The 13821-nt window shown below is 68.2% G+C and carries 16 protein-coding genes; 8 read left to right on the top strand and 8 right to left on the bottom strand.

Annotated elements, in window-relative coordinates:
* Window positions 1-6: 6 nt before the first annotated feature.
* Entirely contained in the window at window positions 7-513 is a 507-nt protein-coding gene (locus tag E9232_RS07280; RefSeq protein ID WP_309793046.1) for a hypothetical protein, read from the bottom strand.
* 567 nt (window positions 514-1080) lie between these two features.
* Window positions 1081-1983: a proline iminopeptidase-family hydrolase gene (locus E9232_RS07285; RefSeq protein WP_309793047.1), complete on the bottom strand. Its 903-nt coding sequence runs from the start codon at window positions 1981-1983 to the stop codon at window positions 1081-1083.
* Window positions 1984-2194: 211 nt separating this feature from the next.
* On the opposite strand from E9232_RS07285, the gene E9232_RS07290 reads away from it, so the two are divergent.
* The 8 genes from E9232_RS07290 (at window position 2195) to E9232_RS07325 (ending at window position 8566) form a co-directional block, all read left to right on the top strand.
* Window positions 2195-2716 carry an acyltransferase gene (locus E9232_RS07290; RefSeq protein ID WP_309793048.1) on the top strand — a complete coding sequence of 174 codons (522 nt, stop codon included), beginning with the start codon at window positions 2195-2197 and terminating at the stop codon, window positions 2714-2716.
* Entirely contained in the window at window positions 2713-3168 is a 456-nt protein-coding gene (locus E9232_RS07295; RefSeq protein WP_309793049.1) for a MaoC/PaaZ C-terminal domain-containing protein, read from the top strand. Before E9232_RS07290 ends, E9232_RS07295 begins: the two co-directional genes overlap by 4 nt.
* Window positions 3150-3881, top strand: a complete 732-nt coding sequence (locus E9232_RS07300) for an SDR family NAD(P)-dependent oxidoreductase (protein ID WP_309793050.1) — start codon at window positions 3150-3152, stop codon at window positions 3879-3881. Before E9232_RS07295 ends, E9232_RS07300 begins: the two co-directional genes overlap by 19 nt.
* A gap of 10 nt (window positions 3882-3891) precedes the next feature.
* Window positions 3892-5685, top strand: coding sequence for an HAD-IIIC family phosphatase (locus E9232_RS07305; RefSeq protein WP_309793052.1), 1794 nt, complete (start codon window positions 3892-3894; stop codon window positions 5683-5685).
* Window positions 5682-5933 carry an acyl carrier protein gene (locus E9232_RS07310; protein ID WP_309793053.1) on the top strand — a complete coding sequence of 84 codons (252 nt, stop codon included), beginning with the start codon at window positions 5682-5684 and terminating at the stop codon, window positions 5931-5933. Before E9232_RS07305 ends, E9232_RS07310 begins: the two co-directional genes overlap by 4 nt.
* Before the next feature lie 164 nt (window positions 5934-6097).
* Window positions 6098-6805, top strand: coding sequence for a TylF/MycF/NovP-related O-methyltransferase (locus E9232_RS07315; protein ID WP_309793054.1), 708 nt, complete (start codon window positions 6098-6100; stop codon window positions 6803-6805).
* 153 nt (window positions 6806-6958) lie between these two features.
* Entirely contained in the window at window positions 6959-8233 is a 1275-nt protein-coding gene (locus E9232_RS07320; RefSeq protein ID WP_309793055.1) for a polysaccharide biosynthesis protein, read from the top strand.
* A 12-nt stretch (window positions 8234-8245) separates the two neighbouring features.
* A complete protein-coding gene (locus tag E9232_RS07325; protein ID WP_309793056.1) occupies window positions 8246-8566 on the top strand; it encodes a hypothetical protein in 321 nt (106 codons plus the stop codon).
* A gap of 70 nt (window positions 8567-8636) precedes the next feature.
* Here E9232_RS07325 and proX read toward each other — a convergent pair whose 3' ends face one another.
* The 6 genes from proX to E9232_RS07355 all read right to left on the bottom strand — a co-directional run bounded on the left by proX (window position 8637) and on the right by E9232_RS07355 (window position 13542).
* Complete coding sequence (gene proX / locus E9232_RS07330; RefSeq protein ID WP_309793057.1) at window positions 8637-9692, bottom strand: glycine betaine/L-proline ABC transporter substrate-binding protein ProX; 1056 nt, start codon at window positions 9690-9692, stop codon at window positions 8637-8639.
* Between the two features lie 51 nt (window positions 9693-9743).
* Window positions 9744-10691: an ABC transporter permease gene (locus E9232_RS07335; RefSeq protein ID WP_309793058.1), complete on the bottom strand. Its 948-nt coding sequence runs from the start codon at window positions 10689-10691 to the stop codon at window positions 9744-9746.
* Window positions 10692-10706: 15 nt separating this feature from the next.
* Window positions 10707-11891: a quaternary amine ABC transporter ATP-binding protein gene (locus tag E9232_RS07340; protein ID WP_309793059.1), complete on the bottom strand. Its 1185-nt coding sequence runs from the start codon at window positions 11889-11891 to the stop codon at window positions 10707-10709.
* Window positions 11892-12060: 169 nt separating this feature from the next.
* Complete coding sequence (locus E9232_RS07345; RefSeq protein WP_309793060.1) at window positions 12061-12375, bottom strand: NIPSNAP family protein; 315 nt, start codon at window positions 12373-12375, stop codon at window positions 12061-12063.
* The gene (locus E9232_RS07350; protein ID WP_309793061.1) at window positions 12372-12761 is read right to left on the bottom strand and encodes a carboxymuconolactone decarboxylase family protein; all 390 of its coding nucleotides are present in this window, start codon (window positions 12759-12761) and stop codon (window positions 12372-12374) included. The genes E9232_RS07345 and E9232_RS07350 overlap by 4 nt, the downstream gene beginning before the upstream one ends.
* Window positions 12754-13542 carry an alpha/beta fold hydrolase gene (locus tag E9232_RS07355; RefSeq protein ID WP_309793063.1) on the bottom strand — a complete coding sequence of 263 codons (789 nt, stop codon included), beginning with the start codon at window positions 13540-13542 and terminating at the stop codon, window positions 12754-12756. Before E9232_RS07355 ends, E9232_RS07350 begins: the two co-directional genes overlap by 8 nt.
* Window positions 13543-13821 lie beyond the last annotated feature (279 nt).

The following is a 13821-nucleotide window of genomic DNA, read 5'->3' on the forward strand; positions in this document are numbered from 1 at the left end:
CGCCGTTCACTCCGGAGGCGGATGCTTGAAAGCCGGCATGCGAAAGCCGTTGCCCCACACGACGGTGTAGCCTTGTTTCATCAGGCAGATCTGGAGAAGCGTCAGATCGTCCACCGCCCCATTCGAGGTCATGGACGCGGCCAATCCATTGAACCCGGCGGCCGCCCCCGTCAGGGCGCCCAGGCCGGCCGCGTTCCGGACATTGCCGTTGAAGAGAGTCGCGCCTCCTCCCGCAATCGTCGCCCCCGCCATCGTTGTCGCCGCGACAAGCATCGCGCCGTTCGGGCGAGACGACGGCTGTCCCGCGACATGGTCCTGGCACAGCTTCAGATCCGCCTCGTAATGGACGCCGCCGTCGCGGGAGGCATAGGGATCGATATCGGGATGCATATCATAGACGCTGCAGGCGGAGAGCAGCACGGACACGACCGCGATCAACGGCGCGCGGCGGTTGATGAACCGGGCTTCGGTGTTGCGATCGCGCTTTGGGGCAACACGGTCCTGCTGTCGCATGGAAAGGCCTCATTGAAAGCGTCAGCCCGACATATACCAAAAATAGTGTTATCGCTTTGCATGCTATTTTTATATGACCCGGGCTTCAGTCTATGCGTCGGAGCACGAGCGCCCTTCACGGGATAGAAATTGCGATCGCTTCTTATTGTGATGGCTGTGACACCTGATTCATCGCAGACAGACCAGCTGGGCGCGACACGCGCCGATGCGTGCTGACCGAGGGGATCCGACATCCGCCGATCCGGCGGATCGGGTCCACGGGGCTCGGCGCCCGGCATGATCGAGCAATGCGGCGGTCTATCTCGACTGGATCCTGGGCGAGATCGCGGCCCACTCGCTGGCGGGCGCGATGGCGGCGGAGGCGGCCTGCCTGCTGCGCCGCCGCGACCGGCCGGACGGCACGCCCCAACCCGCTGTTCGAGCCGATCCAGACGATTGAGATCCGGCCGCTCGAAGACTGTTTGTGGTTGCGAGAACCGGAGCGCAGCGGACGTTTGGTCTCGTCGAGCACGGGAAGCGCAGGAACCGCCATCAGACGGCGGCGCCGGCGCGTTCCCAGACGGTCTCTCAGTCCCGCGCGTCCAGGAACTCCGCCACCGCGGCGAGGCAGGCCGCCTTTTCCTCGACATGCGGCATGTGGCTGGACTCCTCGAAGATCCGCCAGCGCACATCCGGGATATGGTCGGCGAAGGGCTGCACCGTCGCCGGCGTCGCCTCGTCGTGACGGCCCGAGATCAGCAGCACCGGCACCGCGATGCGGTCGAGCCGGTCGATCACGCTCCAGTTCTTCAGCGAGCCCACGACATGGAACTCGGTCGGCCCGTTCATGCTGCGATAGACGGTCGGGTCGGCGTCGACGGCCGCGAAGGTGCGCGCCACCTCGGGCGGCCAGGGCACCACGCGGCAGACATGGCGGTCGTAGAACACCCGGCTGGCGGCGGCATATTCGGCGGAATCGATGGTGCCGGCCTGCTCGTGCCGCAGCAGCGTCGCCTGGACCTCGGGCGGCAGCGCCGCGCGCAGCCGGTTCGCCTCGCGGATCCACAGCGCCATCGAGGCCGGGGAATTGGCGATGACCAGGCTCTTCAGCCCGGGCGGCCGCCGCACCGCGTGCTCCGCCCCCAGCATGCCGCCCCAGGACTGGCCGAGCAGATGGTAGCCGTCGGCGATGCCGAGATGGCGCAGCAGGGTGTCGAGCTCGTCCAGGAACAGGTCGACCGTCCAGAAGTCGGCGCCCTTGTCCGGCAGATGGGTCGAATGGCCATTGCCGAGCTGGTCGTAATGCACCACCGCCCGCCCGGTCGCCGCCAGGTCCTTGAAGGAATCGACATAGTCGTGGGTGCAGCCCGGCCCGCCATGGGCCACGACCAGCGGCCGCTTCGGCCCGCCGAGGTCGCCGGTGATCCGGACCCAGGTGCGGTGTCCGCGGAAGCCAACATGGTCTTCCCGGCTGGTGATCGTCCCTGCCATTGCACCCCCCTTGCTGCTGTGCAAACGACGCTAGCCGCCCGTAGGGTTCGGAACAACCCCGATGGCAGGAACCGCCGGCCATTGGCGCTGGCGGCCCCTTGCAATGCTCAAACGATGCCGATACATACCGTCCGGGTTCGCGTTGGTCGTCAGGGGCTTTGGGCGACTCCCAGATTTGCATTGAGCATTTGTGCTTAGGAGGGAACGGCATATGCTCTTGGGGAATTTTCTGGGCTGGTCGCCAATACGCGCGATCACTTTGGGTATTCTTGCGGCCCTTCGACTTTTCATGCGATTTGTCAATCTCGCGCGGGCGCGCGCCCTGTTCCCGACTTCCCGTGACGTGTTCGTGCATTGGACGGCTGAAATCAAACAGCCGGAGAATCTCACCCTCGGCAAGGGCGTGATCATCGGCCAGCGCTGCACCATCGGCGCCGCCGCCCCGATCTACCTCGGCGACGACGTCCATCTGTCGAAGGGCGTCTTGATCGACACCGGCTACGCCGACATCACCACGCTGCCGCCCTACAAGTCCTTTTCGAAGCCGATCCGGATCGAACGCGGCGTCTGGCTGGGCGCCGGCTCGATGGTGCTCGCCGGCGTGACCATCGGCGAGAACTCGGTGGTGGCCGCGGGCGCCATCGTCCGCAAGAGCGTGCCGCCGAACACGGTGGTGTCGTCGCCGCGCCCGACCCTGCAATCCCTGGCCGATATCGAGCGGGTGCCGCGATGACCGATCCCCAGTCCCTTCCCGAGACCGCCCTGGACCTGTCGCTGGACGCGCTGCCGGTCGGCTATACCGCCACGATCGCCTGGACCGCCGAGAACGCGGAGATCGATGCCTTCGCTGCGGTGAGCGGGGATTACAACCCGCTGCACATGGATCCGGCCTATGCCACCTCGCTGGGGTTCGCCGACCGCGTCTCGCACGGCATGCTGCTGGGCGCCAAGCTGTCCGGCTTCATCGGCATGGTGCTGCCGGGCCGGCGCTGCCTGCTGCTGGAACAGACCCTGGCCTTTCCCAACGCCGTGCTGCCGGGCGATCGGGTGACCCTCACCGGAGAGGTCGCCGAGATCTGGCCCGACCAGTCGATGCTGCGGCTGAAGGTCAGGGCGACCAAGGCCGGGGCCGGCAAGCCCATCGTCGTCGCCCGGGGGTCGGTGCTGTGCAAAACCCTGTCCTGATCCTCGGCGCGTCCGGCGGCATCGGCGCCGGGATCGCCCGGCGGCTGGCCCGGCAGGGATCCAGCGTCATCCTGCATGGCCGCCAGCGCGACCGGCTCGACGCGCTGGCCGCCGAGATCGGCCCGGCCGCCACGGTGGAGATCGCCGACCTCACCGACGAGGCCGAGATCGGCGCCCTGTTCGCGCGCATCGCGGAGGCCCGCACCGCCCTCTCCGGGCTGGTGTTCTCGGTGGCCGCGCCGTTCGCGAAGAAGCTGACGCACCGCACCGGCTGGGGCGAGTTCGACCGCCAGATCACGACGCAGCTCAAGGCCCTGCATCTCTGCGCGGCCGCGGCCTTCCCGCTGCTCGCCGGCCAGGAAGCCACCACCCGGATGGTGGTCGTCACCTCGGAATACGCGATGGGCATGCCGCCGGTGAAGACCGCGAGCTATTCCGCCGCCAAGGCCGCGATCACCGCCTATGCCCGCGTGGTGGCCCAGGAATGGATCGGGCGCGGCGTCCGGGTCCATATCGTGGCGCCGGGCATGGTGCGGACGGAGTTCACCTCGGACATCCCCGACGCCTGGCTTGAAGACCATGTGACGCGGCTGCCGGAAAAGCGGCTGACGACGGTGGAGGATGTCGCGGATATGGTGGCGTTCCTGATGACCGACGCGGCCGACTGCCTCTACGGCACGCCGCTGCAGGTCAGCCGGGCGGAGCGGCGCTGAGGAGATGGCGATGGACATGGCCGTGACCACCCTGATCGACGAATGCCGCGCGCCCGGCTTCGCCTCGCAGGACTATGTCGCCCTGCAGCGCGCCGGCAGGCGGGTGCGCAAGGCCATCGCGAGCGGCGAGATCGCGGGACCGCCGGTCCGCATCGCCGTCGTGTCCTCCTTCCTGTCGGACATGGTGGTCGACCTGCTGCCGGCGCTGCTGCTGCGGCGCGGCGTGGTCGCGACGATCGCCGCCGGCCCCTATGGCGGGATCGCGACCGAGATCCTGAACCCGGGCGGCGGCGTGTGCCGCGGCGCCGACTTGGTGATGGTGCTGCCGACCCATCGCGACCTGGCCCACGCGCCCGGCTTCGACGCCACGCGCGCGGACTCCGATGCGGCGGTGGCCCGCGAGGTGGCCGACTGGCAGGGGCTGTGGTCCGCCCTTGCCGTCCCGACGGTCCAGCTCAGCTTCGACCCGCCGCCGGACCGGCCGCTGGGCGAGCTCGACGGGCTGTCGCCGGGCGGGCTGCTGTTCCACGCCCGCAGCGTCAACCGCGCGATCGCCGAGGCGGTGCCGGCGCATGTCACCGTGGTCGATGCCGAGGCGCTGGCGCAGCGCGTCGGCCCGGCCTGGCACGACGCGGCGCTGTACGCCCTGTGCAAGCAGCCCTTCGGCGCCGCAGCCCTGGTCGAGGTCGCCGACACCCTGGCCGCCGCCGCGGCGGGGCAGCTGGGCAAGGCCCGCAAGGTGCTGGTGCTCGACCTCGACAACACGGTGTGGGGCGGCGTCGTCGGCGATGTCGGCCTCGCCGGGCTGGTGCTCGGCCGCGAGACCGCGGAGGGCGAGGCGTTCCTGGCGCTGCAGGCCTATGCCAAGCGGCTGGCGGGGCGCGGCGTCATCCTCGCCGTCTGCTCCAAGAACCGGGAGGATCTGGCGCGCGAGCCCTTCCGCGACCATCCCTCGATGATCCTGAAGGAAGAGGACATCGCCTGCTTCGTCGCCAATTTCGACGATAAGGCGACCAACCTGCGCCGCATCGCCGCCACCCTGAATGTCGGCCTCGACAGCTTGGTCTTCGTCGACGACAACCCGGTCGAGCGCGCCTGGGTGCAGCGTGAGCTCGGCGAGGTCCTGGTGGTCGACCTGCCGGAGGATCCGGCCGGCTACTGCGCCGCGATCGAGCGGGAGAAGGCCTTCCCCACCTCGCGCATCACCGGCGAGGATCTGCGCCGCAATGCGCTGTACCGGACCCGCGCCGAGACCATCGCGCAGGCCGGCGCGGCCCACGACATCGACGCCTTCCTGGCCAGCCTGGAGCCGGTGGCGGAGGTCGAGCCGGTCGGCCCCGCCTCGCTCGACCGCATCGTCCAACTGATCGCCAAGACCAACCAGTTCAAGCTGAACCCGACGGTGTTCACGCCCGACGAGATCACCGCCAATCGCGACGGCGTCATCGCCATCCGCTTCAAGGACCGGCTGCAGGACCACGGCATCACCGCCATCGCCGTGACCGAGCCGGAAGACGGCGCGCTGGTCATCCGCAACTGGGTGATGAGCTGCCGGGTGTTCTCGCGCCGGCTGGAGCATGCGACGCTGGAGCTGATCCGGCGCCGGGCGGCCCGCCTCGACCTCGACCGCATCGTGCTCGACTTCCGGCTGTCGCCGAAGAACGCCCTGGTCAAGGACGTGCTGGCCGAGCTCGGCTTCGAGGAGACGTCGCCGGAGGGCCGTTATGCCGCCTCTTTGTTGCCGCAACGCGCGCGCATGCAGCACCACATCAGCATCGTGACCCCTGACGGAGACGGCAATTGACCAAGGAAGACGTGATCGCCCGCCTCGCCGACGTGTTCCACGCGGTGTTCGACGATGACAGCATCGTGCTGACGCCGCAGACCACCGCGGCCGACATCGAGGAATGGGACAGCCTGAACCAGATCAAGATCATCGTCGGCGCCCAGAGCGCCTTCGGCGTGAAGCTCGACGCGCGCCGGATCAAGGACTTCCAGAATGTCGGCCAGATGGTCGACTACATCTCGGAACAGCTGGCCGCCGCCGGCTGAGGGGCACCCCCCTTCGCCGCACACACCCCCGATCATCGACGGTCTCGACGAGCCCGGTCGCGAGGCAACAGACGGTCCTGGATTTAGCCCTGCCTCCCCCGGCCGGGCATGATTCGATTGACGTTCACGATGCGACCATTGTCCATCAGCAGGAGTTGAAGCATATGCTCGAGCAGTTTGCCAAAAAGTTTGTCGACGCCCTGCTGCTGCCGACCGCGCGCCGGCTGCGCCGCCGTCTGGGCACCAGCACGGTGGTCGGCGTGATGCAGCAGATGGCCAGGGAGCGGTCTGCGGCATATGGCACGGAGCATATGAAGTCGGCGATCCTGTTCGACGATCCGGACGGGCTGCGCCCCTACGCCTTCAAGAAGCGCATCCCGGGTGGGCTGAACCTGGAATTCGGCGTCTGGCAGGGCAAGGGCGTCAACACCTTCGCGTCGCTGACCGACGAGATGGTCTATGGCTTCGACTCCTTCGAAGGGCTGATGGAGGATTGGGGCGGGCAGATCGGCAGCGAGAAGGGGCTGTTCGACGTGGGCGGGCAGTTGCCCAAGGTGCGGTCGAATGTCCGGCTGATCAAAGGCTGGTTCCAGGACACCCTGCCGGGCTTCCTGGCGGAACATCCCGGCGACCTGTCCTTCATGAATGTGGATTGCGACACCTACGAAGCGACGACCTACGTCCTTCAGACCATCGACAAGCGGATCGTCGTCGGCACCATCATCATTTTCGACGAGTACCTGAACTACCCCGGCTGGGAGCTGGGCGAGTACAAGGCCTGGCAGGAATTCTGCGCCGCCAACGCCGTGACCTACGACTATCTCGCCATCTACGAGGGACGGGTCGCCCTCAAGGTCACCGGGCGGAGCTGAAGGCCCGGCCGGCCGGATGCAGGATGTCGAGAGCGATCATGAGGATGCGGGCTTGAGGCGGACGTCAGACCAGAGGCACGGCGAGGGGTCTGCGGCACGGCCCGCGGGTCTGGAGTCCGTGCAGCGCCCGGGCGATAGGGTTGGCGCCGGCGTATGAACCTGGCACGGGTCAGAGCCATCGGCGGACAGGCGGCACTGTTCCTGATGGCCTTCGCGCTCGGCAAGGGGATCGCCTTCTTCGGCCCCCTGCTGCTGTCGCAGATCATGAACATCCAGGATTACGGCACCGCGGAGCTGTCGCTCAGCGTCGGCACGATCGGGGCCCAGGTCCTCAGCCTCGGCATTCTCGGCGCCATCCCGCAACTGGTGCTGATCCGGAAAGAGGATCGCGTCCAGGACCTGCTGTTCTTCGTCGTCGCGTCGATCGGCGTGCTCGGCCTCGCCGCGGCGGCTGTCGCCTATGCTGCGTCCAGCGACCTCCTCTATGCCTTTGCCGCGATTGCCATCGTCGGCACCGGCGCCCAGCTCACAGCGGCCACCTACTACCGCACCATCGGGCGGCGCTACCGCACCCTGGTCTCCGACAACCTGTCGCTCTACCTCTTCCTCGCCGTCGGCGGCGTGGTCTTCCTCATGCTGGGGCGGGTGCCGCTGGGGCCGGTGGTCCTGGGTTATGGCGGCGTGGTGCTCGGCGTCACCATCTTCTCCTTCATCGCCCTGGCCCGGACGATCCGGCCGCACTTCTTCGCCGCCCACGCCGACGCCCGGCGCATGGGCTTCTTCATGATGGTGAACTCGCTGGTCTATTTCACCATCGTCAACAGCTCGCGCGTCCTGATCGGCTACTTCCTGTCGGTGGAGGCGGTCTCGGTCTATTCCGTCTGCTTCCGCATCTCGATCGCGATCTTCCTGGTCCACCAGCTGGTCGGCACCGCCTTCTACAAGACGCTGTACGAGGCCTCGGCCGAATGGTTCGACCGGTATTTCGTGATCCTGCTGGCCGTCACCATGGTGGGGGCGTCCGTCCTCCTCACCACCTTCGAGCTGTATGGCGCCGTCCTGCTGCCCGCTTGGGCCGGATACATGGACCAGATGTCGGGCGTGCTGCCGATCACCTGCATGCAGGTGATCTGGTGGGTGTCGCTGGCGCTGCTGGAGTTCCGGATCAACCGCACCCTGATCTCGAAACAGGCGACGCTGTGGCTGGTCGCCTGCGCCGGACTGATGATCGTGGCCCTGGCCACGCTGAGTGCGCTGCACCTGCTGACCCTGGCGACCGCGGCGCTGGTCTTCGCCTGCACCCTGTTCCTGGCGCTTCAGGCGCAGCTGTTCCTGCTGCGGCGCAACCGAGTGCCTCTGCCGAAGACCCAGATCGCGCTGTTCGCGCCGCTGGTGTTCCTGGTCCCCGCGTTCTTCCTGCAGAGCTGACGGCGGCCCGCCGTGACCATGCCGGCACGACCGGGCAGATCCTCCCTGTGGCGCGGCCTGCGGTGGATGCTGGCGGCCCTGACGGTCCTGCTGTTGCTGCCGCTGCTGTCGGTGCTGGCGACCGCCCTGATCGCCAACACTCTGGGATGCGCGGTCGACGAGGGCAGCATCCATCCCTGCCTGGTGGCCGGCACCGACATCGGCGGCCTGCTCTACGGCATGGGCATGATGGGCTGGCTGATGATCTTCACCGCGCCGCTGACCGTCCTGGCCCTCCTCGGCTGGCTGGCGGCCGGGCTCCTGGCACTGGCGAGGATTCTGCGCCGGCGCTAGCAAACAGCCAATCCCTGACCGATCGATCGGTCAGGGATTGGCCCTTGCTACAGAGGGAAGGATCAGGCCGTCACTGCCCGGCCATTGCCTGGGCGACCCAGCCGTCGAATTCGGCCTGGTTGGCGGCGATCCAGTCGTCGGCCAGCTTCTTGATGTTGCGGTTGCTGCTGCCGTCCTTGTTGATCGAGCCTTCCCAGGCCACCCAGGTCTCGCGCGGCCAGCTGGCGGCTTCGATCAGCGTCTTCACCGCCGGGTTGGCGGCCAGGAAGCTGCGGTTGACGACGGTGTTGTAGTTCCATTCGCCCAGCGCCATGCGGCACGGGTCCTGGCCGCCGGCGCAGCCGACCACGCCGGGAACCAGGGCGGTCTTGATCGGCGGCATGCCCTCGGGCAGGGAATCGAACGGGGTCGGCAGCCACACCACATCCTTGCCGGGCACCAGCGCGTCGTTCACCCAGGATGGGCTCCAGGTGTAGTACAGCGCGGGTTCGCCGCGCTGGACCCGGGCCACGGTCTCGCCCATCAGCGCCTCGTACTTGCCGCGGACGATGTGGACGGTGTCGGACAGGCCGAACGCCTTGACCTGGTGCTCGATGACGTCGGCGCAGCTCCAGCCGGGATCGCAGCCGGTCAGCTCGGCCTTGCCGTCGGTGCCGAACAGGGCAGCGATCTTCGGGTCCTTCAGCTGGTCGAAATGGGTGATGGCGTTGGCGTCGGCGGTCTTCTTGTCGATCAGGTAGCCGTTGATGCCGCCGCCGCGGATGCCGCCGGTGCCGACGACCGCCAGCTCCTTCTCGACCTTGCGGTAGCCCGGCTCGCGCTGCGGCAGGGTGACGGCGGAGCTCATGTCGACATCGCCCTGCGACGCCGCCTGGAAGAACAGCGTGCCGTTCATCACGGTGACGTTGACGTCGTAGCCCAGCTTCTTGAACGCCGTGACCAGGATCTGGTCCTCGACATAGTTGCCGCCCAGGCTGTCGTCCTGGACGAAGCGGATGGTCTTGCCGCTGCCCGGCAGGTCGGCCGCCAGGGCGGGCAGCGCCGTTGCGGACAGGGCTGCGGTCAGGATTGCTGCTGCCAGAACTGTTGAAGACAGGCGGGCGCGACGGCCCATGCTGGAAACCATTGGTGTGCCTCCGAGTGACTTTTGTTGTTTGCCGAACGATGAAGATCCGGGTCAGGCCGTAGGCTGCGCCGTCGACCCGCCGGCGACGGCCGGCTGTGCCCGATCGTCCTGCCGGCCGACCAGGCGCAGCAGCACGGCGCGGAGCGATACCCCCTTGCCGCCCTTGGATTTGGCGAGCGATTGGGTGATGCGGTCGAGTGTCATGGCCAGCAGCACGATGGCCAGGCCGCCGACCGCGGCGCGGCCGACATCCAGCCGGCCGAGGCCCTGCAGCACCACCAGCCCCAGCCCTTCCGCGCCGATCATGGCGACCACCACCGACATCACCATGGCGGTCAGCACGGTCTGGTTCAGGCCGCCCAGGATGGTCGGCATCGCCAGCGGCAGCTGCACTTCCCATAGCAGTTGCCGACCGGTGGCGCCGAAGGCCAGCCCGGCCTCGACCATCTCCTTGTCGACCATGCGGATGCCGAGATTGGTGAAGCGGATCAGTGGCGGCGCCGCCGCCATGATCACCGCCACCTCGCCCGGCACGGTGCCGACGCCGAACATCATCACGATCGGCACGAGATAGACGAAGGTTGGCGTGGTCTGCATCACGTCCAGCACCGGGCGGACGATGCGCCACACCGCGTCGCTGCGGGCGCACAGGATGCCGATCGGCACGCTGATGCAGACGCAGATCACGATTGCGGTGGTGATCAGCGCCAGGGTCGTGATCGCCTCGGTCCAGACGCCGGTGAAGGCGATGACGACCAGGGACACCACGGTGAACAGGGCGACGCCGCGGGACGAGAGCTTCCAGGCGATCAGCCCTGCCAGCACGACGAAGACCGGGAATGGAATGCCCTGCAGCGTGTGCTCGATCAGGCCCAGCAGGTGCTCCACCGGCCATTTGACGGTCTGGAAGAAGGGCCGCAGGTTTTGCGACATCCATTGCACGCCCGCCTGGATCCATTTGTCGACCGGCAGGACGTAGAGATCATCCGCATCGAACATCGGTGCCGTCCGTTGTCAGGAGTGGGGGGCGGTCGCGGCGGGGGCCGCGATGCGGGCGAGGATCTGGGCGGGTTCGACGCAGCCGAGCAGCCGGCCGCCATCGTCGATCACGGCCACGGGCTGGCCGGTGCTGCAGGCGCCGGCGATGTCGGCCAGCCGGGCATGGCCCGGCACGGTGGCGCAGCCGGCGGCGGCGAGGGTCCGGGCGCTGATGCCCTGCTGCAGCCGCGGCAGGTCGGCTTCGGCGATGGTGCCGATCAGCCGGCCGGCATCGTCGACCACGAAGGACCGGCCGGCGCGGCCGGGGCCGGCCCGGTCGGCGGTGCCGTCGGCACGGACGACGATCGGGGCGGCGTCGACCATCACCGAGCGGGCGTCGAACAGGCGCGACCGGTCGACCTCGCGGGTGAAGGCGGCGACGTAGTCGCTGCCCGGGGCGGTCACGATCTCCTGCGGCGTCCCCTCCCGCACCACGGCGCCGTCGGCCATGATGGCGATGCGGGTGCCGAGCTTCAGCGCTTCCTGGAAGTCGTGGGTGATGAACAGGATGGTCTTGTGCAGCGTGCGCTGCAGCCGCAGCAGTTCGTCCTGCATCTCGGTGCGGATCAGCGGGTCGAGGGCGCTGAACGCCTCGTCCATGATCAGCACATCGGCATCGGTGGCCAGCGCGCGGGCCAGCCCCACCCGCTGGCGCATGCCGCCGCTGAGCGCGCTCGGCAGATGGTGGCCCCAGCGCGCCAGGCCGACCACGGACAGGATCTCCTCCGCCTTCTTCCGGCGCTCGCGGGCGGAGATGCCGCGCAGCTTGAGGCCGAATTCGACATTCTCGAACACGGTCCGGTGCGGCATCAGGGCGAAGTGCTGGAACACCATCGACACGCGGGTCCGGCGGATGTCGCGCAGATGGGCGGCGTCGGCCGCGACCACGTCGTCGCCATCCAGCAGGATGCGCCCGGCGGTGGGTTCGATGAGCCGGTTGATGCAGCGCGCCAGGGTGGATTTGCCGGAGCCGGACAGGCCCATGATCATGTAGATCGCCCCCGCCGGAACCGACAGCGAGACGTTGTTCAGCCCCACCACCTGGCCGGTCTCGGCCTGGACCTGCTCCTTGGTCGCGCCGGCGGCCAGCCGCTGCAGCGCGGCCTTCGGCATGTCGGAAAAGACCTTGTAGAGGTGCTCGACCCGAATTCGATCCGTCACCGTCACCACCCTGTTTTCGGGGCGGCCAGTCGCGGCAGTCGCGCCAGCCACCGTTCTTTGGCCCTGGGATATTGGGGCTGGAATCCGGCGATGCGTCTTCCCGCGATGCGGGGGAAGCAGCGCCCCGGCCCTCCTATGAAGAGTAGCAAACCCGCGATGCCTCCCTCCCCTACCGCAACGGCGAGAAATCGGTCGGCACCAGGATGCGGTTCTCCAGCGTGTCCAGCGTCGCGGTCAGCTTGACCAGGAAGGCCTGCCAGGCCGGGTCGGCGGCCAGGCGCCGGCGCCGCTCCGCCCGGTCGTTGAGGTCGGCATAGCCCCAGAGATGGACGATGTGGTTCAGCGGCCCGATCTCGGTGTGGAAATAGCCGATCAGGTTGCCGAGGATCGGCTGCTGGATCGCCAGCCCCTCCTCGCGCACCAGCTGCAAATAGCGCGCCAGTTGGCCCGGTTTGACCTTGTAGATCCGCTCCTCGACGATCACGGCGCCGCCTCCGCCGCCATCTCGATGCGGACCGCCCTGGCGATGCGGAAGCACTCGACGCCGGCCGGCACGCCGCAATAGACCGCGATCTGAATCAGCGCCGCCCGCAGCTCGGCATCGCTCAGCCCGTTGCGGATGGCGCCGCGGAAATGCACCTGGAACTCGTGCATCCGGCCCAGCGCTGCGAGCATGCCGAGATTGAGCAGGCTGCGCTGGCGCAGATCCAGGTCGTCATTGGTCCAGCACTGGCCCCAGCAATACTCGTTCAGCACATCCTGGAACGGCCGCGAGAAGTCGTCGGCATTCTCCAGGGCGCGGTCGACATAGGCGTCGCCGAGCACGGCGCGGCGCACGGTCTCGCCGCGGGCACGGAGCGTTTCATCCATGAGGGGCCTCGTCGGGAAAGAGCAGGAAGTCGCGCATCAGGCCGGCGATCCGGTCCGGCGCCTCGACCAGGATCGAATGGCGCAGGCCGGGCAGGATCTCCAGCCGCGACCCGGCGATGCGGTCGTGCATGAAGCGGGCCATCCGCGGGTTCGATCCCTGGTCGTCCGCGCCGGTCGCGATCAGGGTCGGGTGGCGGATGCGGTCGAGCTGATCGCCGAGATCGGTTTCGGCCAGGACGCGGTATGAAGCGGCATAGCAGCCCGGGTCGTTGGCGGCGTTGCGTTCGCGCAGCCGCTGCAGCAGCTCCGGATTGGCCGCCTGGAACGCCTCGGTCAGCCAGCGTCCGACCGAGGCGTCGTAATGCGAGGCCGGTTCGCCGCGCTGCATCGCCGCCAGCCGGTCCCGCACCCGCTCGCGCTCGGCCTCGGTGCGGCCGGCGATGGTGCTGAGCAGCACCAGCCGCCGCACCCGGTGGCCATGGGTCAGCGCCAGGCGCTGGGCGATCAACCCGCCGAGCGAGAAGCCGGCGAGGTCGAAGCGGCCGAAGCCCTCGCGATCCGCCAGTTCCAACAGGTCGCAGACGAAATCGTCGATCTCGTAGCGCCCCGTCACCCGTTCCGACCGCCCATGCCCACGCAGGTCGAAGCGCAGGATGCGGAAGTCGCCTTCCAGGGCCGCGACGACGCCGTCCCAGGCCTCGAGATACGACCCCACGCCATGGACCAGGACAAGCGGGCGGATGCCTGTACCATCCACGCGATGATGAAGGGCGACCGTCATCGGCTGGTGTCCTGGCTCACAATTAGCTGACCCGGCGCGGGGTAGATCTGGCGGCTCGTGGCCGATGCAGCCGGCCTTGTTTTGCCTCTCCCGCAAGCGAGACCTTTTCGGAATAGACCGAGCCCGCTCCTTTCTCGTCCCCCCTCCCCTTGCGGGAGGGGGTTAGGGGGAGGGGGCTGCGCGCGTCCGCGCGCGAATGGGCAAAGGACAGGCTTCGCCTCCGGAGCCAAATTGCGCGAGTCCGGGTCGGCTCTGCGCATCGAAAACCCCCTCCCCCTA

It is taken from the genome of Inquilinus ginsengisoli (genome assembly GCF_031453975.1).
Classification (GTDB): domain Bacteria; phylum Pseudomonadota; class Alphaproteobacteria; order DSM-16000; family Inquilinaceae; genus Inquilinus; species Inquilinus ginsengisoli_A.

What these genes read in the sequence shown, in the direction of transcription:
- E9232_RS07280 (WP_309793046.1), bottom strand. Translation starts at nt 513, where the DNA reads ATGCGACAGCAGGACCGTGTTGCCCCAAAGCGCGATCGCAACACCGAA.
- E9232_RS07285 (WP_309793047.1), bottom strand. Translation starts at nt 1,983, where the DNA reads ATGGCAGGGACGATCACCAGCCGGGAAGACCATGTTGGCTTCCGCGGA.
- E9232_RS07290 (WP_309793048.1), top strand. Translation starts at nt 2,195, where the DNA reads ATGCTCTTGGGGAATTTTCTGGGCTGGTCGCCAATACGCGCGATCACT.
- E9232_RS07295 (WP_309793049.1), top strand. Translation starts at nt 2,713, where the DNA reads ATGACCGATCCCCAGTCCCTTCCCGAGACCGCCCTGGACCTGTCGCTG.
- E9232_RS07305 (WP_309793052.1), top strand. Translation starts at nt 3,892, where the DNA reads ATGGACATGGCCGTGACCACCCTGATCGACGAATGCCGCGCGCCCGGC.
- E9232_RS07315 (WP_309793054.1), top strand. Translation starts at nt 6,098, where the DNA reads ATGCTCGAGCAGTTTGCCAAAAAGTTTGTCGACGCCCTGCTGCTGCCG.
- E9232_RS07320 (WP_309793055.1), top strand. Translation starts at nt 6,959, where the DNA reads ATGAACCTGGCACGGGTCAGAGCCATCGGCGGACAGGCGGCACTGTTC.
- proX (WP_309793057.1), bottom strand. Translation starts at nt 9,692, where the DNA reads ATGGTTTCCAGCATGGGCCGTCGCGCCCGCCTGTCTTCAACAGTTCTG.
- E9232_RS07335 (WP_309793058.1), bottom strand. Translation starts at nt 10,691, where the DNA reads ATGTTCGATGCGGATGATCTCTACGTCCTGCCGGTCGACAAATGGATC.
- E9232_RS07350 (WP_309793061.1), bottom strand. Translation starts at nt 12,761, where the DNA reads ATGGATGAAACGCTCCGTGCCCGCGGCGAGACCGTGCGCCGCGCCGTG.
- E9232_RS07355 (WP_309793063.1), bottom strand. Translation starts at nt 13,542, where the DNA reads ATGACGGTCGCCCTTCATCATCGCGTGGATGGTACAGGCATCCGCCCG.